Source organism: Amycolatopsis sp. CA-230715 (assembly GCF_018736145.1).
In the GTDB taxonomy this organism is placed as follows: Bacteria; Actinomycetota; Actinomycetes; order Mycobacteriales; family Pseudonocardiaceae; genus Amycolatopsis.
In genome coordinates, this window is the sequence record NZ_CP059997.1 from 2,486,326 (window position 1) to 2,507,271 (window position 20,946).

Sequence of the window (20,946 nt, forward strand, 5' to 3'; positions counted from 1 at the left end):
GTCTCCCGGTTCGCCCGACAGGACCGCTAGGAGCGCCGAATGCCGGTGAAGAACCGTTTTCCCCGTCCCCGCACCCTGATCGTGTTACTCCTCGGCGCGCTCTGCGCGTGCGGTGGCCCGTCCGGCGTACCGGACGACACCAAAGCCGCAGCGGGAAACTACGCTCCGGTCACCGTTTCCGACTGCGGTGGCAGGCAAGCCTCGTTCACCGCACCGCCGAAGCGCGTGGTCGCGCTGACCAACAGCGTGCTGGAAATCCTGTTCTGGCTGGGAGTTCAGGACAAAGTGGTCGGTATCGGCTCGCCCCCGAAACCGGGGACGTTCCCACCGCGGTTCGAACCGGACCTGGCGAAGATCCCGAAACTGGCAGGGGAATACGCGCCAGGCTCGTACAAACCCGTACCGCGCGAACAACTCGCCGCCGCGCGGCCCGATTTCGTGGTCGGCGGTTTCTCCTCGAACTTCGATTCGAACGGGGCGACCAGCCAGCAGGAACTGGCCGAGGAGAAGATCCCGTCCTATCTCGCGGTGAGCACCTCGTGCGCGGCCGCGGCGAAAAGCGCGCTGACCGGGCTCGACCTCGTCTACCGGGACATCGACAGCCTCGGCAAGGTGTTCGGCGTGCCGGACAGGGCCGCCAAGCTGATCGCCGACATGCGCCGGCGCACCGACGGCGTGACGGCGAAGCTCGGCGGCGCGGCCCCGGTCAGCGTGTTCCCGTTCGAGTTCGACGAAGGCACGCAAACCCCGTACGCGCCGGGGAACCGGCAGGGCGTCAACCCGGTGATCACGCTCGCGGGCGGCCGCAGCGTCTTCTCCGATCTCGACAAGGCGTACCAGAAGGTCAGCTGGGAGCAGGTCGCGCAGCGGGCCCCGGAGGCGATCCTGCTGATCGTCTACGACAAGGGCGTCAAGGCCGACACCGACGCCGAGTTCGCCAAGGCCGAGCAGTTCGTCCGCACCTTCCCCGGCCTGTCCGGCACTCCCGCGGTCAAACAGGGCAGGTTCGCCCGTCTGGTCTACGAAGAGGGTTCGAACGGCGGGGTGCGCAACGCCGACGCCGTGGTTTCGCTCGCGCACCAGCTCCATCCGGACCGCGTCCGGTGAAGGCAGGACACCGTGCGTCGACCGCCGTGGTGTTCACCGGGCTCGCGATAGCGCTCGTCGTCGCCGCGACGGCCGCGATCGGCCACGGCTCGGTGAGCGTGCCGCCGCTGACGGTGTGGCAGATCCTCTGGCACCGGCTCACCGGGCTCGGCGATCCCACCTGGACGGTCTCCCAGGACGCGATCGTGTGGGACCTGCGGCTGCCGAGGATGCTGCTGGCCGCGCTCGTCGGCGCCGGGCTCTCCCTCGTCGGCGTGTCCACGCAGGCGCTGGTCCGCAACCCGGTCGCCGACCCGTACCTGCTGGGCATCTCGTCGGGCGCCACGGTGGGCGCGGTCGGTTCGCTCGTGCTCGGGATCAGCTTCTGGGGAGCCACTTCCCACGCGCTGGCCGGGTTCCTCGGCGCGCTCGCCGCGCTCGCACTGGTCTACACCTTGGCCGTGCGCGGCGGCGCGCTCGCGCCGTCGCGGCTGCTGCTGGTCGGCGTCGTCGTCGGGCACGCGCTGCTCGGCGTGACGAACTACCTGGTGCTCCAGGCCGACGACCCGGGAAAGACGAACTCCGCGCTGTTCTGGATCCTGGGCAGCCTCGCCGGCGCGCGCTGGGCGGACATCGGGGTGCCCGCGGCGGCGTTGCTGATCGGGTTCGCCGCCCTGCTCTTCCGCGCGCGGGCGCTCAACGCGCTGCTCGTCGGCGACGAAACCGCCACCAGCCTCGGCATCCCGCCCACCCGGCTTCGCCGCGAACTGTTCGCGACGACCTCGCTCGTCACCGGCGTGATGGTTGCGCTGTCCGGGTCGATCTACTTCGTCGGGCTCGTCGTGCCGCACGCCGTCCGCCTGCTGCTGGGCAGCGACCACCGCCGGATCCTGCCCGCCGCTTTGCTGGCTGGCGCGGCGTTCCTGGTGCTGATCGACCTGCTGGCGCGGTCACTGCTGAGCCCACAGGAACTGCCCGTCGGGATCCTGACCGCGGTCATCGGCGCGCCGGTGTTCCTCGTGCTGCTGTCGCGCCGCAGGGTGAGCGAGACCGGCCTATGACGCTCGCGATCGAAGACGTCCAGGTGCGGATCTCGGGCCGTGCCATCGTTTCCGGTGCCTCCCTGATCGCCGCGCCCGGTGAGGTCAGCGGCGTGATCGGGCCCAACGGCAGCGGCAAGTCGACCCTGCTGCGCACCGCGTTCCGCCACCTCAAGCCGCACGCGGGCCGGGTACTGCTCGACTCCACCGACATCGCCTCGCTGCGGCCGGGCGACCTCGCCCGCCGGATCGGCGCGGTACCACAGGAAACGCGCTCGGACTTCGACATCACCGTGCGCGAAATGGTCACCATGGGCCGCACCCCGCACAAGCACCCGTTCGCCGCGATGACCGCCACCGACCACGAGATCATCGACGACGCACTGTCCAAAACAGACACTCGCGAACTCGCGGAACGCCGCTACGCCACGCTTTCCGGCGGCGAACGGCAACGGGTCCTGCTCGCCCGCGCGCTCGCCCAGCGCACCGCGGTGCTCGTCCTCGACGAGCCGACGAACCACCTCGACGTCCGCCACCAGCTCGACCTCATGCTGCTGGTGCGCGAACTCGGCCTCACCACCCTCATGGCCGTGCACGACCTCAACCTCGCCGCGGGCCACTGCGACCGCCTGCACGTGCTCTCCGGCGGCCGCATCGTCGCCAGCGGGAAACCCGCCGAGGTCCTCACCACCGACCTCGTCCGCGAGGTCTTCGAAGTCGACGCCGACGTCGTCGAACACCCGAGGACCGGGGTGCCGCACCTGATCCTGTCCCCTTTGGACGAACCGTGACCGGGGGAAAGTACGCGCAACTGCTGCGCACCGACGGTGTTCCCGCGGTGCTGGCCGCCGGTGCGCTCGCCCGGCTCCCGGTGAGCATGTACGGGCTTTCCTTGCTGCTGCTGGCGCAGGACGCGACCGGCTCGCTCGGGCAGGCGGGCCTGGTGGCCGCCGCGGCTGCCGTCGGGTTCGCCGTCACCGCGCCCGCGCTCGGCAGGCTCGCCGACCGGTACGGCCCGGCCCGGCCGCTCGCCGGGGCCGCGGCGGTGAACGGGCTGGCGTTCGCGGCGGTGGTGCTGGCCGCCGAGTTCGCGCCAGCAACACAGCAGCTGTGGCTGCTGGCGGTCACCGCGGTCGTGCTCGGCGCCTCGGTGCCGCCGATCGCCGCGTGCCAGCGCGCGCTGTGGCGGGGAAAGCTGAGCGAGCGCCTGCTGGAAACCGCGCTCGCGCTGGATTCGCTGCAGCTCGACGTGTTCCTGATCGGCGGCCCGCTGCTGGTCACCGGGCTGACGCTGGCCACGGGACCGGTCACCGCGGTCATCGTCACCGGGGCGCTGCTGGTCACCGGCACCTGCGTGTTCGCCGCGCTGCCCGCGTGCCGCGCGGCACGTCCCGGCGCCTCCGGGCGCGGCCTGGGACCGTTGCGGGCCAAGGGTTTCCGGCTGCTGCTCGGCACGATCGCGGCGGCTGGCCTCGCGCTCGGGCTGGTGCGGGTGGGGCTGATCGGGTTCGCGGGCGAGTCCGGCGGGCTGCTGTACACCGCGATCGGCGTCGGCAGCGCGGTGAGCGGGCTCGCCTACGGCGCCCGCGACTGGAAGACGCCCGTCGAACGGCGCTACGCGATCCTGTTGTCGTGCTACGGCGCCGGAGTCCTGCTCTTGCTGACCGGCTCGTCGGTCCCGGTGATGTTCGCGCTCGCGGTGGTCACCGGGCTCGCGCTCACCCCGGTGACGGTCGGCGAGTTCGCGCTGATCGGCCGCTGCGCCCCGGCAGGCACGATCGCCGAAGCCTTCGCGTGGGCCACCACCGCCACCTTCGCGGGCAACGCCGCGGGTACCGGCCTCGGCGGCTGGCTCACCGACCAGGCCGGCTGGCGCGCGACGGCCGGTCTCGGCGCACTCGTCCTCGTCACGGCGTCGATCGCCGTGTTCTCCCGTCCCGCGTTGCTGGGACCCCAGAACGCCCTCGCCGAGGGCAGGTCCGGAACCGGAAGCGAAGGGAGGTGACCTGAAGATGGCGAAGCTCGTCGTGAAGGTGCGTCGCAAGAAGACCCGCGGCAACCTGCTGTCGAACCACCCGGCGTAGCCGGTAGTCGATAAGCGGGAGGCGGGGCAAGCTAGTACCTTGCCCCGCCTCCCGTCCACCAGTGTCTCACTGAGTCTTGGGAGAGGGGAAACCCCGTGAAGCTTCGTCGTGCCCGCAGCCTGGTCGGCTATTGGAGCGAGGGCGAGTTCGTCCTCGAAGACTATCTCGCCACCAAATCCTCCGACGTCGACGAGGACAACGCCGTCGTCGTGGACGAAACCGCGCTCCGCCTGCTCGACCTGTTCACCGACTGGACCGACACCGAGTCGGTGCTCGACGCGCTGCCCGGGTTCGACCCGGAATCCGTGCGCGCGTCCCTGGAAGTGCTGACCGAGGCCGGGCTTCTGCACACCATCGAAGAGGCCGGGCGGGAAGACCTGCTCTCGGCGGAATGGGAGAACTGGAGCGAGGAAGCACGATTCTTCCACTTCGGCACCAAGGACGCCGTCTACATCGGCGACGACGACGAACACCGCAGAGAAGCGGCCACCGTCGCGCTGGAAAGCGGGCCGCCGCCGGAGATCTTCAAGCACTATCCCGACGCGCTACGCGTCAGGCTGCCCAGGGCGTTCCTGCCGCTGCGCCGCGGTTTCGACGACGTGCTCCTCGCGCGCCGGACGCACCGCGAGTTCACCGACGGCCCAGTGACCCTGCGCGAACTGGCCACCGTGCTGCACTACACGTTCGCGCCCATGTACTTCGTCGACGCCCGCGAGTACGGCACGCTGTTCATGCGCACCAGCCCCGGCGGCGGCGCGCGGCACGAGCTGGAGGCCTACGTCGCGGTGCTCAACGTCGAAGGCGTCGCACCTGGTCTCTACCACTACAACCTTGAGCAGCACAGCCTCGAACTGCTCGACGCCGATTTTGGCCGCGAGCAGGTGGACCGGCTCGCCTTCGGGCAGCAGATGGCCGTGACCGCCGGGTTCACGATCTTCCTGACCGCACTGGTGAAACGGGCCGCCTACAAGTACCGGCACCCGCGCACGCTGCGCATGATCATGCTCGACGCCGGGCACCTCGCGCAGACCTTCGACCTAGTGGCCACCGCCGCCGGGCTCGGCCCGTTCCAGACCGCGGCGTTCCGCGACAGCGAGGTCGAAGCGGCACTCGGCGTGGACGGCATCGGCGAAACCGCGCTGTACCTGTTCGGCGCCGGACGCCCATCCGGACCGACCGACGGGCACCCCATCGACATGCGCGTCGCGGCTCATCCGTACTACCGAGGCTAGGCAGAAGTTCCCCGTACCGCACGGGTTCTCACGATCCGGGAGAACGTGTTCCACTGTGGACGCTGCTGGTTAGCGCGACACGGCCCCGTCCCCACCGGCGCCGTGATCACGCCCTCCCGGAGGTGACCCGTGCGGTCCATTCGCCTCACCGCGCCCGCGCTCGCGCTGGTCGTGCTCGCGGCGTGCGCACCGGGCGGCGGCGCGGGTCCCACCGACGCGGGCCCGCCGAAACCGCCGAATCCGGCACCGCGGTACTGCTGATCACACACGACCTCGGTGTCGCGGCCGCCCCAGCCTCGCGCGCCCGTCGCGACCGCCCCGCTCCGGGGACACGGATCTGCTGGCCGTCACCGGGCTCGCAAAACGTTCGGCGCTTCGACCGTGGCGGTGCGCGATGTTTCGTTCACCGTCGCCCGCGGCACCACCCTCGCGCTGGTCGGCGAATCCGGCTCGGAGAAGACCACCACCGCCACCTTCGACGGCACGGACCTGGCGGCGGTCTCCGGTGCGGAACTCCGGCGGCTCCGGCAACGGTTCCAGCTCGTCTACCAAAACCCCCACGCTTCACTGGACCCGCGCTTCACCATCGAACAGGTCGTCGCGGAACCGTTGCGCGCCTTCGGTATCGGCGACCGGCGCGCCCGCGTCTCCACCTTGCTTGCGGTGGCCGGTTCGCCGTGTTGGGTTGCGGTCTAAAAAGGCTTTGGACTGAAGAGGATGGGCGGCTTTTGTTGCCTGGCTTCCCGCTGCGATGTCTAAGACCTTCTTATTGTGAAACCTTTTCAGAAGTTGTCCATTTTAGGAAGAGGTTGCAAGTGTCCGCGTGGAAGATCTTGTTCCCCCCACTTCGCCACAGTCCGCAAGAACAACGTCCACGCCCTCATCGGAAACCCTTGGCTACCAACAGTCTCCACGACAACGTGAATAGCTACCTGAATGGACCAATCGAACCTCTGTGCGGTCGCGGTAGAATTGTGGCGTGTCCGAGACCTCTTCCCTTACACCGCAGCGGGAGCTGTGGCAGCTCGCCGCGCGCGAGAAAGCCGCGCTGCTGCGGGAAGAGATGATGTCCTTGTGGCAGCAGGAATCCCGGGTCTGCCGGTTGATCGCTGAACTCGACAATGGCGGCACACGTGAACTCGGATACCCTTCCACCGCCGCGTTGGTGGCGGAGGTGGCGCGGACTTCCTCGGCCGCGGTGCGGAAACTGGTGGCGCGGGCGCTCGCGATCAACCCCAGCCGGGGTATCGATGGCACGGAAATTCCCGCTGCGGCGCCGCTGACCGGAGAAGCCGCCGCCGAAGGCGCGATCTCGCCACTGCATGTGGATGGGATCGTGTCGGCACTGCAGGCCATCCCGGACACCGTACCGGTCGAGGAGCGGGAGAAGACCGAGAAGACTCTGGTCGATCTCGCTCGGAACGCCACCACGGCGGAGGTCGCCGCCGCGGGCCAACGGTTGCGCGACACCCTCGACCCCGACGGCGCCGAACCCCGCGACACCCCCGAACCCAAACGCGCCTTCCGATACCGCCAAGGCAAAGACGGCTCCATCAAATTCGACGGCTACCTCGACCCGGTGTCCGGCGCGAAAACCCTCGCACTCCTAGAACCTCTGGCACTGCCCCATAAAGAGGACAACCCCCTGGTGCGCGGCAAAGCCGAGCGCTACGGGGATGCCTTCATGGAGATCGTGAACCTAGCCGCGAGTCACCCGGATGCGCCGAACCACAGCAGCACCCGAGGCGACATCGTCATCACCATCCCCCTCGAACTCCTCCAAAAAGGACTCGGGCAAGCCTGCCTCGACCTGGTCACGAACATCACCGCGAGCGAAGCCCGCATCCTCGCCTGCGACTGCAAAGTCATCCCCGCCGTGCTCGGCACTGACGGTCAACCCCTGGAATACGGGCGCGCCAAGCCAATCGTGACCGAAGGCCTCCGCCTCATGCTCGCCATCCGCGACGGCGGCTGCTCCTTTCCCGGCTGCAACCGAAAGCCCCGCCACTGCGACGCCCACCACGTCCGAGAATGGTGGAACGGCGGCACCACCGACCTCGGCAACCTCGTCCTCCTCTGCGGACACCACCACCGCCTCTTGCACAACAGTGACTGGAAAGTCCGCATGGTTAACGGGATGCCCGAGTTCACCCCACCGGAGTTCCTGGATCCCTGGCGAAGACCCCGGACCAACACCATCCACACCGCACAACCCCGCGCCGCCTGAGCTTGTTGCTCAAGGGGGCCTAACAGAATGATCTTGAGATGTCGTGTCTCGATAGATGTGGCACATGGTTGGACGACCGCAAGGAGATGGACTACGGGTCGGGCATGGGTCAGAACGTGGCGATCGGGTTGACCGGGCTGCCGGACGTACCGGCGAAGCGAACCGGCGCGACCGCGAGCTGGAAGTCCCACTGACCGAGTTCGGCGGCAGTCGCCGTGCACGCTTCCAGGTCGCAGTTGTCGAGCAGCCACAGGCCCATCGCGACGAGGCCCACGGTGTGCACCGGCATCGCCAGGTCTTCGTACCCCGACGGCTGAACGTCCTGCGGGGTGTCGGCGCCGATCAGGGCGACTTCCCGGTCGTGCAGCCACGGCAGGCAGGACGCGTGCCAGCCTGCCTGGGTGACACCGCCGGACACGCCGGATTCGTGCCGGGCGTGGCCGTAGCCGGTCCGCAGGAGCACCGCGTCGCCGGGTCGCACCCGCACGCCCTGGCGACGCTCGGCCGCTTCGAGGTCCTCGGGGAACACGCCCTCGCCCGGTTCCAGCCACGGCACCTCGCGGACCTTCGCGATGTCCAGCAGGACACCACGCGTGACGATCCCGTTCGCCGCCGCCGTGACGGCACCCCACGCCGAGCCCGTCTCGGCGTCGACCAGCGAGTGCGACCGCCCGTTGTACATCTTGCCGTCCCAGAAGATGTGGCACGGCGAATCGACGTGGGTGATGGTGTTGCCGTGGAACAGGATGCCGAGCCGCTCGTTCGAATAACCCCAGTGCCGGTCGTTGCGGAGGCCGGGCAGCGGCATGTTCTCGACACCCGGCGTGTCGGCGAAGCACGGGCACGTCGTCGTCGACCGCTCCATCTCCTCCGGTACGGCCACCTCCCACGAGCACGACACGCTCCTGCCGTGGCGTACTGCCCGCGCCGCGCCCAGCCGGACGTCGTCGGTGATGTGGTTCAGCGTGCCGAGTTCGTCTTCGTCGCCCCACCGCCCCCAGTTCGACAGCGCGCTGAAGTACTCGAGCACGTCGTCCTGCGCGGGTATCGGCCGCCCTGCCGTCATTCCCCAAGCTCCTCCGGTCACACGGGTGGAGGCGTCAAGCTACCAAAGCGCGGCCCGACCCGTCGAAACGATAGCCGACGCCGATCAGCGTGGTGATGTTCGCGGTGCCCGCGCCCAGTTTTTCCCGCAGTTTCCGGATGTGGACGTCGATGGTGCGGGAGCCGTGCCCGTACGGTTCTCCCCACACTTCGCGCATCAGGGTCTTCCGGTCGTGCACCGCGCCGGGACGGGTGCACAGGAACTCCAGCAGGTCGAACTCCAGTCTGGTCAGGCGGACCGGTTCTCCGTGCGCGAAAACCTGCCGCGAAGCGAGGTGAATGACCAGGGGCTCGCCCGCGGTTCCTCGTTGCGGCGGCACGGTGACGCCGGTGCCGCGGCGGGCGAGCACCGCGTCGATCGCCTCGGTGACGTCGGCGACCAGGCCGGGGTAGTCGGCGGAACCCGCCTGGTCCGACAGGCGGATGTGCACGCCGATCCCGCCGGTCTCCGTGGCTACGCGGACGACGGACGCGGTCATGAGATTTCCTCCGATGGGCTGCCCCGATTCGTGTTTTCGATAGCACCACCGCGCGCGGACGCGGTCAACGCTTCCCGCACGGTGGAAAATCCCACTCCTTGATCACCCGCTCCCCGTGCGCGGAATCGCCCGCACACTGGTTTCCGTGGCCGGACGCGAACTGAAAGGCACACATGTCCCCGATCCCGCTTTCGGTACTCGACCTCGTCCCGATCTCCGCGGACGCCACCACGCGTGACGCGGTCCGCAACACCGTCGATCTGGCGCGACGGGCGGAGCGCGCGGGCTACCGGCGGTACTGGTTCGCCGAGCACCACTTCAACCCCGGCGTCGCGGGCGCCTCACCCTCGGTCGTGATCGCGCTCGTGGCCGCGGCGACGGAGCGGATCCGGCTCGGCTCCGCCGGTGTCCAGCTCGCGCACCGCACCGCACTGTCCACTGTGGAGGAATTCGGCCTGATCGACGCGCTGCACCCCGGCCGGATCGACCTCGGGCTCGGCCGGAGCGGGCCGCAGCTGCTCAAGGAGCGTGCGCGGCGGGACACCACCGGCGTGGTCGAACGGACCGCGCCGAACGGACTGCTCATCCCGAAGCCCGCGTCCGTCGACGTCGCGAAACTGACCACCTCGGACCGGTTCGCCGCGAACTCCGCGCTGCTGCGCCCCGGGGGCGGGCAACCGCCCGACTACGCGGGCCAGGTCGCCGACATCCTCGCGTTGCTCGGTGGCACGTACCGCACACCGGACGGCGTCGAAGCGCACGCCACGCCGGGGGAAGGCGCGGACGTCGAGGTGTGGATCCTCGGCAGCAGCGCCGGGCTGAGCGCGACCGTCGCGGGGGCGAACGGGCTCCGCTTCGCGGCGAACTACCACGTCAGCCCGGCCACCGTGCTCGAAGCGGTGGACGCCTACCGCGCCGCGTTCGAGCCGTCGGACGCGCTCGACCGGCCGTACGTGGCGGTCTCGGCCGACGTCGTGGTGGCCGAGACCGACGAGGACGCGCGGCGGCTCGCGGCCGGGTACGCGGCGTGGGTGCGGAGCATCCGGCGGTTCGAAGGCGCGATCCCGTTCCCCAGCCCCGAAAGCGCGGCAGCGCTTCACTGGACCGACGAAGACCGCGAGCTCGTGGCGGACCGGGTCGCCACCCAGTTCACCGGCTCACCGGCGACGGTCACCGCGAAACTGGCACAGCTCCAGGAAGCGACCGGCGCCGACGAACTCGCGATCACGACCATCACCCACGACCACGCCGACCGCGTGCGCTCCTACGAACTGCTCGCCGAAGCGTGGCAGTGACGGTTCAGCGCGGGGCGCGCACCGGCTGCTCCGCGAGCGCGGCCAGCACCGGGGTCGCGTCGAGCAGGAGTTCGAGGTCTTCGGGCGGCAGTTCCGACAGCTTGTCCGCGAGCGCTTCGGCCTCGCAGCGCGCGAAGGACCGCATGGTCTCCTCGCCAGCCGTGGTGGCGACGACGTGGGTCGCGCGGCCGTCACGGGGGTCGGGCTCGCGCTGGACCAGCCCGGCCTCTTCCAGGCCGGCGACCGCGGTGGTGGCGGTCGGCTGGGAGCACGGCACGCGCTCGGCCAGCGCGCCGACGCGCATCGGGCCGTGCTGCGCGAGCAGGGCGAGCACGATGAGCTGAGTCGGGTGCACCGACCCGGTGTTGCTACTGCGCCGCAGGCTCCGCATCAGCCTGTGCATCGCGATCACGACCCGCAGCGCGTCGTCGATGCTCACCGTCCTCGTCGTCATGCACTCCGACACTACCCCGCGCGAGATGCCCGATTAATTGCCCGATCCGCCCTGGTAAGCTGGCCTTTCTCTCCCCTGGTGAGCCGACTCACAAGGGGTACTGGGCGGGTTGTCCGGAAAATGCGGGGAAAACCGGATCATCCGTGACAACTTTTACCTGGCATAAGGCGTCTTGAAAACATGCACGCGAGCAGTATTCGGCTGGATTCCTCACTCGGCCTCATCATCGTTTCGGTACTGGCGCTGCTCGCCGTCGTCGCGGTGCCATGGTTCTGGGACAAGTGGCGGTGGAAGCGCACGCTGCGCAGCGCGTCCACCGTGCTCGCGGTCCTGCTGGTACTGCTCTCCAGCGGGCTCGCGCTCAACATGGTCGGCGGGTTCTTCCCCACCCTCGGCTCGCTGCTGGGCACCTCGGCGAACCCCGGCGAGGGCACCAACGGCGAGGGTGGCGCCAACGGCTCGGGGCTGGGCAGGCTCGCCGAAGCCAACTATCAGCGCGCGCTGCAGGGCAAGGGATCCACGGTGCACATGCCGGTGAAGGGCAAGCGCACCGGGATCGAGCGGGACGTCAACGTCTACTTCCCCGCCGCCTACGCGGATCCGGCGTGGCACGACCGCCTCTTCGGAGTGATCGAATGGTTCCCGAACTACCCGTCCGGGCCCGAGGTGGCGATCAATACCTACAAGCTGCCCGACGCGCTCGACGCCGCGATCGCCAAGGGCAAGCTGCCGCCGTCGGTCGTGATCATCCCCGATCCCAGCGGGCAGCCCCGGATCAACCACGACTCCGAATGCGTCGACGCGGTCGGCGGCGGCGCCAACGACACCTACCTGTCCGCAGACATCCGGCAGTGGGCGGTGCAGACCCTCCGCGTGTCCCCGGAACGGCGCGCGTGGTCCCTCGCGGGCTGGTCATCCGGCGGCTACTGCGCGATGAACCTCGCCGCGCGGCACCCGCAGTGGTACGCGAACGTGGTCAGCGTCAGCGGCTACGACAAGGCGCAGACCGGGGTGGAGACCGGCGGCGACCTGTTCAAGGGGCGCGCCGACATCGGGGACGCGAACACGGTCAGCAAGACGCTGCACAAGAACCCCGCCGCGCTCGACGTCCTCGCCGTCGCGGGCCAGCGGGAACCGGACGAACTCGCCGCCATCGACGCGATCAAGGCCGCGCTCGTCGCGCCGACGAGGCTGTTCACCTGGACCATCCCCGACGCGGGGCACAACGTGAACACGCTGAAGTCGCAGCTCGGCCCGGTGCTGAGCTGGCTGGGGCAGCGGAGCGCGGCGCCGACCCCGCCGCCGGACCCGCCGGTGACCGGTACCGGCGGGGTGCAACCGTGGCCGTTGCCGAACACCGGCGGCCACGGCGCGCTCACCGGGGTCGAGCAGTAGCCAGGTCCACTGTGGAGTATCCCCTGCTCCACAGTGGACCTTCCCTCGTGCGATGCCCGCTATTCGGCGAGCAGGCCCGCGTCGTTGGCGAGGATGGCGGCCTGCACCCGGTTCGCGCAGCCGAGCTTCACCAGAATCCGGCTCACGTGCACCTTCACCGTGCCCGCGGACAGGTCGAGCCGCTGGCCGATTTCGGCGTTCGCCATGCCGCGGCCCAGCATCACCAGCACTTCGCGTTCGCGGTGGGTCAGCGGGCGGAGGCGTTCCCGCGCACGGGCGGCGCGCTGGTCCGAGGCGGAATCGGCGGCGAGGCTCCGTTCGATGACCCGCCGGGTCACGCGCGGCGAAAGCACCGCGTCGCCCGCGGTCGCGGCGCGCACCGCGTGCAGGATCTGCGTCGGCTCGGCGTCCTTGAGCAGGAAACCGGCCGCGCCAGCCCGCAGCGCCCGTGCCACGTAGGCCTCGTCGCCGAACGTGGTCAGCACGATGACCCGCACGTCCGGGGCGACCACGGCGATCTCTTCGACCGCGGCGAGCCCGTCCACCTTCGGCATCCTGATGTCGACCAGCGCGACGTCGATCTCCTGCCGCCGGACCGCCGCGATCGCCTCCGCCCCGTCACCGGCCTCGGCCACCACCTCGATGTCGTCCGCGTGGCTCAGCAGCAGCGCGACCCCGGCGCGCAGCAGGGGTTCGTCGTCGGCGAGCAGGACGCGGATCATTCGGGCACCGGGATCTCGAACCAGGTCTTGTCCACGAGCCCGTCCTCGCCGAAGCAGAACCGGAACACCGCCGCGGTGCCGGAATCGGGCTCGTCGTCGGCCGAAACGTAGGTGCATTCGGTATCGGCGGGTCGCGGCGGTTCGTGGCCCGTCGCGGCGATCTCCGCCGCGGGTTCGTTCGGGCCGAACCACTCCTCGACCTCGTTTTCGGTCATGCCGAGCCGGACGCTGGCGAGCGGGTTGTCGCTGTCCGCGGGGGCGAGCGGCGGCACGACCGCGAGGGTCATCAGCAGCAGCGCGTCGACCGCCGCCAGCCCGATGCCCAGCAGCAGCCCGGCCGCGAGCCGCACGGCGGGCCGCGTCGCCGCGACGGGTTCGTCCGGGGAAACCGGTTCGTCCACATTGGACGGCCCGCGCACCGGGGCTGGCGCGCCGGTCGGCAGCGACATCGACACGACGAAGTCGCCGCCGTCCTCGGTGCCCGCGGTGAGCGTGCCGCCGAGCAGGCGCGCGCGTTCCTGGAGCGCCACCAGGCCGCGGCCGGTGCCGGGCAGCCGTTCCGGTGCGGCGCCGGAGGGTTCGGGACCGTTGCGCACCTCGACCAGCACCCGCTCGCCGTGCTCGACGGTGACCGTCACCGGTGCGGCGGCGGCGTGCTTGTGCACGTTGGTCAGCGCCTCCCGCACCACGCGGTGCACCGCGCGGCGCAACGGCGGCGGGGCGGAAACGAGATCGGGACCGCGCCAGTCGAGGGTTACGTCGATGCCCCCGGCGCGCGAGGATTCGACGAGGCGCGCCACGTCCGCTTCGGTCCCGGTCGCCTCCTCCGTATCGGCGGGTTCGTCGTCGGGACGCAGCGCGCCGAGCGAATGGCGCAGCTCGTCGAGCGCGGTCCTCGCGGTCGAACGGACCTGGTGCGCGGCCTCGTAGAGCTTCGGTTCCTGGCCCTTCGCGGCGACTTCGAGCGCGCCGCAGTACACCGAGATGAGGCTGAGCCGGTGCCCGAGCTGGTCGTGCATCTCGCCCGCGATCCGCGACCGCTCCTCGAGCCGCGCCTCCGAGCGCGCGAAATGCCTTGCCTGCGCGAGGAATTCGGCGCGCTCGCCCAGCGCGACGACGAGCTTGGCCTGCTGCGCCTGCACGGTGCCGACGAGCCACGGCACCGCCATGCAGAGGATCGTCGAAATGGCGATGACCACCACGACGTACTTCCACCGGAACGCGGGCTGGGTGAGCAGCACCACCGCGACCGGGATCAGCACACCGGGGCCGAGCACCGCCCACCGGCGGCCCGCGGTGCGCAGCCGCCCGCCCGCGCCGTAGGCGACGGCGGCGAGCACCGCACCGGTCGCGGGGAACAGGCCGAACAGCACGGCCGCGCCCAGCAGCGCGAACACCGAGCAGGCGACGTGCCGGAGCCCGATCAGCACCGCGGCGCAGGCGAGTACCCCCGCCAGCACCGGTGTCGTCGATTCCAGCACGCCGGGCCAGCCCCACGCCGGGACGAGATCGGCCAGCACGACGGTCAGCACGGCCACGAACGCGGCGAGGACGGCATCGGTCGCCGCGACGGCCACCACCGGCCGTCGCCACCACGCCGTCTGCTGCCGCATGCCCCGCCGCTCCGTTCTCCGTGCCGCGGAAAGCATCACACGGATCGGGCTCAGCCGCCCGAACCGGTCGTGCACCTTGCCGGTGCCGGGGGCGGGATGAGGTCGATCAGGTAGCGGTCGACGTCCGCGTCGACGCACGGCGAAGTGCCGCCGTAGACGGCGTGCCCGACGTCGTCGTTGGTCAGCAGGACCGCCGAAGGCATACTCTCGCTGAGCGCTTCCGCCCAGCGGTACGGGGTCGCGGCGTCCACTGTGGTCCCGACGAGCAGCACGGGCGGCGCGCCCTCGGCGCGCACGGTCTTCGGCCGCACCGTCGAGGTGGGCAGGAAGGCGCAGCTCGCCAGCTCCGAACCGTCGTTGACCGGGGACACCGCCCTGAGCCGCCTCGCTGTCTCCTCGTAGGCGGCGAGATCGGTGGGATGCGGCCGGTCGAGGCAGTTGACCACGGCGAGCACGGTGTCGTCGGACTTCTCCGGGTCTTCCTCGTCATCGGAATCCTCCCCGGAGTCATCGGCGGCGGTGCCGCTTTCGGCGGCGATCAACTCCTCCGAAAGCGCGGGCCACTCCGCGGGAAAGGGCACCTTGGTGCCGATGACCGAGCGCAGCGAATCGCCGTCCGGCCCCGCGAGCACCCGGTCCACGGTGGCGAGGATTTCGCCTTCGTTCTTTCCTGGACACGGTTTTCCGGTGCGGGCGGCGCATTCCTTCGCGTAGGCGTGCAGCGCGAGATCGGCGCCCTCGGCCTGTTGGACCGGATCTTCGCGCCAATCGAGGTACAGGTTGTCGACGCCGTCGAGGACCATCGCGCGGATCTTGTTCGGAAACCGGTCGGCGTAGAGCTGGCCGACCCTGGTCCCGTAGGAGAAGCCGACGTAGGTCAGCTTTTCCTGCCCGGTGACCGCGCGCAGCACGTCGAGATCGCTGACCACGTCCGCGGAACCGAGGTGCCGCACCACGTTCTCCCCCGTTTGCGCCAGGCACGCTTCGGCGAACTGGCGTTGCCGCGGCACCGCGGGCCCGATCAGCGGCAGGTTCGCCGGGACGGGGCCGGTCGGCTCGCCCTGGGTGTCACAGCGGAGCTTGGGCTCGCTGCCGCCGACCCCGCGCGGGTCGAAGCTCACGACGTCGAACCGCTCGCGGACCGGCGCGGGCCAGTTCTCGCCGATGTCCTCCACCATCGCGACACCCGATTGGCCCGGCCCGCCCGCACCGGCGACGACCGTGCCGATCCGCTGGTCGGGCTTGGTCGCCGGGGCCTTCTTCAACGGCAGCGAGAACGTGCCGCCGTCGGGGTGCGCGTAGTCGATCGGCACGGTGAGCCGCGCGCACAGGAACTGCTCGCACAGCTCCCATTTCAGGACCTGCCGGTAGAAGCGGGCCAGCGGGCCCACCTGTTCGGGACCGGCGGGCGCGGGGTTCGGCTGCCCCGCGCCCGCACTGGTGCACCCGGCGACGAGCGCGGCGATCACCGCCACAGTGAAACCTCGCCGTACCCATCCCCGGGTCGTGCCCATCCCGTGCTCCTCCGATCCGTCGAAAACCTTTCAGGAAGAGAAAACCGCACGCGACCCGCTGGGCACGACCCTCCGCGGTCGGTAAATTCCCGTCCGGCCTCCGTCGAGCGGGCTACCCCGAAAGGCATACGGGACCTATTCGCGGAGGCCGATGGCGTCGATGGGACGGGCCCGGAGGCCGAGCCGGGTGGACACCGCGAGCGAAAGCAGGCCGAGCAACGCCGCCGCGCCGATGATGCCGAGGTACACCCCGATCGGCCCGGCGGGCACCGGGCTGCCGGTGAAGCCGATGCTCAGCACCGCCAGCGGGAGCACCGGGATGAGCGAGCCGACCACGATCGCGATCCCGGTCACCACGAACGCCTCGGCCCGCATCATGCGCCGCACCTGGCCGCGCGTGGTGCCGACGAGCCGGAGCAGGGCGAATTCGCGCCGCCGCTGCGCGGTCGTCATCACCAGCGTGTTGCCGACCGAGATCGCGATGTAGGCGAGGATCACCCCGATCGCCACCAGGTTGACCCAGAACTGGACGGACGCGTCGCCGCGGTCGGCCGACTGCACGGCCTCCTTGCCGCCGACCGTGAGCCCCGGGTACTGCCCGGCGAGTCCACGCAGCCCGGCGGCGGCGCCTTCGCCGCCCGGTGCCAGCCGCACGAGCACCGAGCTGTCCATGCGGTCGGTGGTGTGCTCGCGGGCGAGCGCGGCGGGCAGCACGAAGTCGCCGAACGCGAAGTCCCGCTCGTAGGTGGCGACCAGCCGCAGGTTCGCGGGCGCGCCGTCGGCGAAGAAGAACTCGACCGGGTCACCGATCTTCTTGTCCAGCCAGCTCGCTTCCGACGCGCTCAGTGCCACGGTGTCCCTGCTCAGATCGGCGAAGTTCCCTTGTACCGCACCGAAATCGAGCGGACCGCGGGCCTGCGCGCCGTCGAGTCCCTGCGCCGGTTTCTTCTCGACGGCCTTCCCGTCCCCTTCGGCCCTCGTGATGAAGATGGTGGTCCGAACCACTGACGTCGCCGCGGCGACGCCGGGGACCCGCCGCGCCGCTTCGGCCACCTCGGGCGAGAGCCTGCCGGTGGTGCTGGTGAGCACCTGGTCGGCCGTCGTCGCCAGCCGGGTCTCCTCCTGCAGCGCGGCGGTCGTGGTGGCCTGGCTGAAGAAGTTCGTGATCGCGAAGCCCACCGCGAGCATCAGCGGGGTGACCGCGGCGGCCATGCGCCGGGTGTTGGCACGGGTGTTCGCGGCGGCGAGGTAGCCGCCGACCCTGGACACCCGGCTCAGCGGCCCCGCGATCAGCCGCACGGCCAGCGCGACCACCTTCGGGCCGAGCAGCGCGAGCCCGACGACGAGCAGCAGCGCGGAAACACCGCTCAACGCACCCGCGTCCTCGCTGCGCACGAACAGCGGCACGGTCGACGCGCCCACGCCGAGCGCGACGAACACGCCACCGGTGAAAACGCGCGCCTTGCCGAGTTCGCGCCGTTCCACCGCGGCTTCGCCGAGCGCTTCGACGGGTGAGATCTTCGACGGCCGCCTTCCCGCCGCCCACGCGCCGACGCGTGCCGCACCGAGCCCGAGCAGGAACGCGGCGACGAGCGGCAACGGCCCGATCGTCAACGCGAAATCCGTTGGCACCACACCGATCGCGGCGAACGCGGACCGCAGTCCCTGCGCGACGGCGATGCCCGCGGCGCTGCCGAGTGCCGCCGCGATCGCGGCCACCAGCGTGGTTTCCACCCCGATGAGCTTGCGGATCTGCTTCGGAGTGGCCGCGATCGCCCGCAGCAGCGCGAATTCCCGGCGCCGCTGCCCGATCGCCAGCGCCAGCGTGCCGGTCACGACGAACACCGTCACCATCAGCACGGTTCCACCGAAGGAGCCGGAGATCCCGATCAGTATCGTCCTCGTCTGGCCGACGTCGCGGAATTCGACCGTGCTCCGTTCGCCCCCCGAGGTCACCGAAACCTGTTTAGCCCCAAGGGTTTCCTCGATCCGGTCGGCGAGGTCGCCCGGGTCGGTCCCGTTCTCGGCGAGCACCCCGATCGCGCTCACCTGACCGGGCCGTCCGAACAGGGCACCAGCCCGCGCGTCGGAGAAGTACACTGTGGACTGACGGGAGAACCCGGCACCGATTCCGCTCACGCGGTAGGAAACCGGGCCGCCGGTGGTCGCGATCTTCACCCGCCCACCGATGGAAACCCCGGCCCGGCTGGCGAGTTCGGCGTCGAGCACGACCTCGTCCGGTGCCGACGGCGGAGCACCGGCCCGGAGCGTGAACGGCGCCAAGGCCGAGGCCGCCCAGTTGTGCCCGAACGACGGTTTCCCGGTCACCGGGCCGCTCTCGGTGATCACGTCCGCCGGGAAGCTCACCTCGCCGATCGCCGCGCGCACCCCCGGCAGGCCCGAGATCCGGTTCGCCGCCGAAGCCGCGAGCGGCGGCTGTTCGGTCACCTGCTGGGATTCGATCGCCGCGACGTCCGGCGGTTTCACCGTCTGGTGCCCGCCGACGACGACGGACGCGCCCGCGTAGCGCTGCGTCGGCACCCCCGAGCTGATCCCCGACTCCATCAAGATCCCGCACGCGGCGACCACCGCGGTACCGCACAGCACCGCGAGGAACGCGCCAACGAATCCCGCCTTGCGCGCCCGGATCGTCTGCCAGGCGAGGTCGCGCACGCTCACCACTCCCCGAGGTGGGTCATGCGCTCGGCGACCGCGTCCGGCGTCGGGGCGCTCAGCTCACCGGCGAACCGCCCGTCGGCGAGGAACAGCACGCTGTGCGCGTACGACGCGGCCACCGGGTCGTGCGTCACCATCAGCACCGTCTGCCCCGTCGAGTCCACGAGTCCGCGCAGGAGCTCCAGGACCTGGCGACCGGTGCGGGTGTCCAGCGCGCCGGTGGGTTCGTCGGCCAGCAGCACCTCCGGCCTGGTTACCAGGGCACGGGCGATCGCCACCCGCTGCTGCTGGCCGCCGGACAGCTCGGCGGGACGGCTCCCCAGCTTCGCCGCGATGCCGACCCGCTCGGCGACCTCGCGCAGCCAGGCCCGATCGGCCCGTTCCCCCGCGAGCCGCAGCGGCAGCGTGATGTTCTGCTCGACGGTCAGCGAAGGCAGCAGGTTGTACGCCTGGAAAACGAACCCGATGCGCTGCCTGCGCAGCTCGGTGAGCTGGGTTTCGCTCAGCCCGGACAACTCGGTGCCGCCCAGCAGCACCCGCCCCGAGGCCGGCCGGTCGAGCCCGGCCGCGCAGTGCAGGAACGTGCTCTTGCCCGACCCCGACGGCCCCATCACCGCGGTGAAACTGCCGCGGCGCAGCCCCGCCGTGACCCCGTCGAGCGCGGTGACCGCGCCGTCGCCGGAGCCGTACACCTTGCGCACCGACTCCAGCGCGAGCGCGTAAGTCCTCTGTGGACTGTCCTCGGCCCGTGCCGCCGTGCGTCCCCGTGTTCTCATCGTCTCCCTTTCCACCACGCAAACGTAGGGTCGGAAAGCGGCTGCGCTCGACCGCACGAGCCCGTCTGTCCGTGGTGTAGCCCGCACCACCACGGCGGTGGGGTTCTCTCCTTTCGCAGGGTGTCCGGCACCGCCCGCGGGCCGTACCCTCGCGACGAGGAAAGGAAGATCCATGTCCCAGTCAGGAACATCCCGGCGCGCCGCGCTCGGATTGTCCGGTCTCGCCGCGGTTTCCGCGGTCGCGGGCGGGAGCGCGGAAGCGGTGGCAACGGAGAAGCTCGATCTGTCGGCCGACACGCTGATCACGCTCGGCACCACGGCCGGGCCGCCGGTCGAACGCGGCCGCGTCGGCATCGGCTCGGCACTGGTCACCGGCGGGCGCGCCTACGTCGTCGACTGCGGCCGGGGCACGGTGGCGCAGTACGTCGAATCCGGGCTGACCTTCGCCGATCTCGGCGCGATCTTCCTGACCCACCTGCACGCCGACCACATCGCGGACTTCTACGACTACTTCCTGTGCGCCGGCTGGCTCACGAACGTGCCAGGCGCACCGGGCGACGGCCCGTTCCCGCCGAAGCCGACGCACCGCGTGCCGGTGCACGGGCCCGGCCGCGCGGGCGGGCTCCCGCCGAGCCGGGTCGGCGTGCCGCCGTCGCACGTCGGCGGGCACCAGGAAACCCCGGGCACGGTCGACCTGACCGAGAATCTGCACAAGGCGTTCGCCTACAGCTCCAACGTCTTCAACCGCGACGCCGGGATCATCGACATCCGCGAACTGGCCGAGCCGCACGACATCCGGCTCCCCCACGTCGGCGCGGACCACCGGAACACCGCGCCGCCGATGGAGCCGTTCGGGGTGTACCACGACGAAAACGTCCGCGTGTCCGCGATTCTCGTGCCGCACTACGACGTCTTCCCGAGCTTCGCGTTCCGGTTCGACACCGCCACCGGCAAATCCGTCACGTTCTCCGGCGACACGGTCAAGTCGGACAACGTGGTCCGGCTCGCGCGCGGCACCGACCTGCTGGTGCACGAGTGCATCTTCACGCTGAACTCGGTGTACCACCAGCGCTCGCACACCTCGGCCGAGCAGGTCGGTGAGGTCGCCGCCGCCGCGGCGGCGGGGAAGGTGGTGGTCAGCCACTACGACCCGCCCGGCCTCGACGACAGGGTGTGGTTCGACGCGATCGGCAAGGCCTACCGCGGGCCCGCCGCGATCGCGCGCGACGGGCAGCGGTTCACCTTGTGA

At 70.6% G+C, this 20,946-nt stretch carries 19 protein-coding genes; 11 read left to right on the forward strand and 8 right to left on the reverse strand.

Features of this window, described 5'->3' with window-relative positions:
- Nucleotides 1-39 precede the first annotated feature (39 nt).
- The 8 genes from HUW46_RS11310 to HUW46_RS11340 all read left to right on the forward strand — a co-directional run bounded on the left by HUW46_RS11310 (nt 40) and on the right by HUW46_RS11340 (nt 7,669).
- A complete protein-coding gene (locus HUW46_RS11310; RefSeq protein ID WP_215547233.1) occupies nt 40-1,107 on the forward strand; it encodes an ABC transporter substrate-binding protein in 1,068 nt (355 codons plus the stop codon).
- The gene (locus HUW46_RS11315) at nt 1,104-2,147 is read left to right on the forward strand and encodes a FecCD family ABC transporter permease (protein WP_215547234.1); all 1,044 of its coding nucleotides are present in this window, start codon (nt 1,104-1,106) and stop codon (nt 2,145-2,147) included. The genes HUW46_RS11310 and HUW46_RS11315 overlap by 4 nt, the downstream gene beginning before the upstream one ends.
- Nucleotides 2,144-2,917: an ABC transporter ATP-binding protein gene (locus HUW46_RS11320; RefSeq protein WP_215547235.1), complete on the forward strand. Its 774-nt coding sequence runs from the start codon at nt 2,144-2,146 to the stop codon at nt 2,915-2,917. The genes HUW46_RS11315 and HUW46_RS11320 overlap by 4 nt, the downstream gene beginning before the upstream one ends.
- The gene (locus tag HUW46_RS11325; protein ID WP_215547236.1) at nt 2,914-4,131 is read left to right on the forward strand and encodes an MFS transporter; all 1,218 of its coding nucleotides are present in this window, start codon (nt 2,914-2,916) and stop codon (nt 4,129-4,131) included. Before HUW46_RS11320 ends, HUW46_RS11325 begins: the two co-directional genes overlap by 4 nt.
- A 174-nt stretch (nt 4,132-4,305) precedes the next feature.
- On the forward strand, nt 4,306-5,442 hold the full coding sequence (locus tag HUW46_RS11330; RefSeq protein ID WP_215547237.1) for a SagB/ThcOx family dehydrogenase: 1,137 nt from the start codon (nt 4,306-4,308) through the stop codon (nt 5,440-5,442).
- Between the two features lie 129 nt (nt 5,443-5,571).
- A complete protein-coding gene (locus tag HUW46_RS48765; protein ID WP_256451426.1) occupies nt 5,572-5,703 on the forward strand; it encodes a hypothetical protein in 132 nt (43 codons plus the stop codon).
- A 120-nt stretch (nt 5,704-5,823) separates the two neighbouring features.
- Nucleotides 5,824-6,138 (forward strand): ATP-binding cassette domain-containing protein, encoded by a 315-nt coding sequence (locus HUW46_RS11335; protein ID WP_215547238.1) that lies wholly within the window; start codon nt 5,824-5,826, stop codon nt 6,136-6,138.
- Nucleotides 6,139-6,421: 283 nt separating this feature from the next.
- Nucleotides 6,422-7,669: an HNH endonuclease signature motif containing protein gene (locus tag HUW46_RS11340; protein WP_215547239.1), complete on the forward strand. Its 1,248-nt coding sequence runs from the start codon at nt 6,422-6,424 to the stop codon at nt 7,667-7,669.
- Between the two features lie 109 nt (nt 7,670-7,778).
- Here the strand turns inward: HUW46_RS11340 and HUW46_RS11345 are convergent, their stop codons facing one another.
- Complete coding sequence (locus HUW46_RS11345; RefSeq protein ID WP_254126066.1) at nt 7,779-8,735, reverse strand: cyclase family protein; 957 nt, start codon at nt 8,733-8,735, stop codon at nt 7,779-7,781.
- Between the two features lie 34 nt (nt 8,736-8,769).
- Nucleotides 8,770-9,252 (reverse strand): winged helix-turn-helix domain-containing protein, encoded by a 483-nt coding sequence (locus tag HUW46_RS11350; RefSeq protein WP_215547240.1) that lies wholly within the window; start codon nt 9,250-9,252, stop codon nt 8,770-8,772.
- A 173-nt stretch (nt 9,253-9,425) separates the two neighbouring features.
- On the opposite strand from HUW46_RS11350, the gene HUW46_RS11355 reads away from it, so the two are divergent.
- Nucleotides 9,426-10,547, forward strand: coding sequence for an LLM class flavin-dependent oxidoreductase (locus HUW46_RS11355; protein WP_215547241.1), 1,122 nt, complete (start codon nt 9,426-9,428; stop codon nt 10,545-10,547).
- 4 nt (nt 10,548-10,551) lie between these two features.
- Here HUW46_RS11355 and HUW46_RS11360 read toward each other — a convergent pair whose 3' ends face one another.
- Nucleotides 10,552-11,001: a MarR family winged helix-turn-helix transcriptional regulator gene (locus HUW46_RS11360; RefSeq protein ID WP_215547242.1), complete on the reverse strand. Its 450-nt coding sequence runs from the start codon at nt 10,999-11,001 to the stop codon at nt 10,552-10,554.
- A 180-nt stretch (nt 11,002-11,181) separates the two neighbouring features.
- Between HUW46_RS11360 and HUW46_RS11365 the strand changes: the two genes are divergently transcribed.
- On the forward strand, nt 11,182-12,396 hold the full coding sequence (locus HUW46_RS11365) for an alpha/beta hydrolase (RefSeq protein WP_215547243.1): 1,215 nt from the start codon (nt 11,182-11,184) through the stop codon (nt 12,394-12,396).
- Nucleotides 12,397-12,455: 59 nt separating this feature from the next.
- Here HUW46_RS11365 and HUW46_RS11370 read toward each other — a convergent pair whose 3' ends face one another.
- The 5 genes from HUW46_RS11370 to HUW46_RS11390 all read right to left on the reverse strand — a co-directional run bounded on the left by HUW46_RS11370 (nt 12,456) and on the right by HUW46_RS11390 (nt 19,697).
- Nucleotides 12,456-13,118: a response regulator gene (locus HUW46_RS11370; RefSeq protein WP_215547244.1), complete on the reverse strand. Its 663-nt coding sequence runs from the start codon at nt 13,116-13,118 to the stop codon at nt 12,456-12,458.
- A complete protein-coding gene (locus HUW46_RS11375) occupies nt 13,115-14,731 on the reverse strand; it encodes a sensor histidine kinase (RefSeq protein WP_215547245.1) in 1,617 nt (538 codons plus the stop codon). The genes HUW46_RS11370 and HUW46_RS11375 overlap by 4 nt, the downstream gene beginning before the upstream one ends.
- A gap of 50 nt (nt 14,732-14,781) precedes the next feature.
- A complete protein-coding gene (locus tag HUW46_RS11380) occupies nt 14,782-16,245 on the reverse strand; it encodes an alpha/beta hydrolase (RefSeq protein WP_215547246.1) in 1,464 nt (487 codons plus the stop codon).
- Nucleotides 16,246-16,380: 135 nt separating this feature from the next.
- Complete coding sequence (locus HUW46_RS11385; protein WP_331477229.1) at nt 16,381-18,924, reverse strand: ABC transporter permease; 2,544 nt, start codon at nt 18,922-18,924, stop codon at nt 16,381-16,383.
- On the reverse strand, nt 18,921-19,697 hold the full coding sequence (locus HUW46_RS11390; RefSeq protein WP_215547247.1) for an ABC transporter ATP-binding protein: 777 nt from the start codon (nt 19,695-19,697) through the stop codon (nt 18,921-18,923). The genes HUW46_RS11385 and HUW46_RS11390 overlap by 4 nt, the downstream gene beginning before the upstream one ends.
- A gap of 172 nt (nt 19,698-19,869) precedes the next feature.
- Between HUW46_RS11390 and HUW46_RS11395 the strand changes: the two genes are divergently transcribed.
- Complete coding sequence (locus tag HUW46_RS11395) at nt 19,870-20,946, forward strand: MBL fold metallo-hydrolase (protein WP_215547248.1); 1,077 nt, start codon at nt 19,870-19,872, stop codon at nt 20,944-20,946.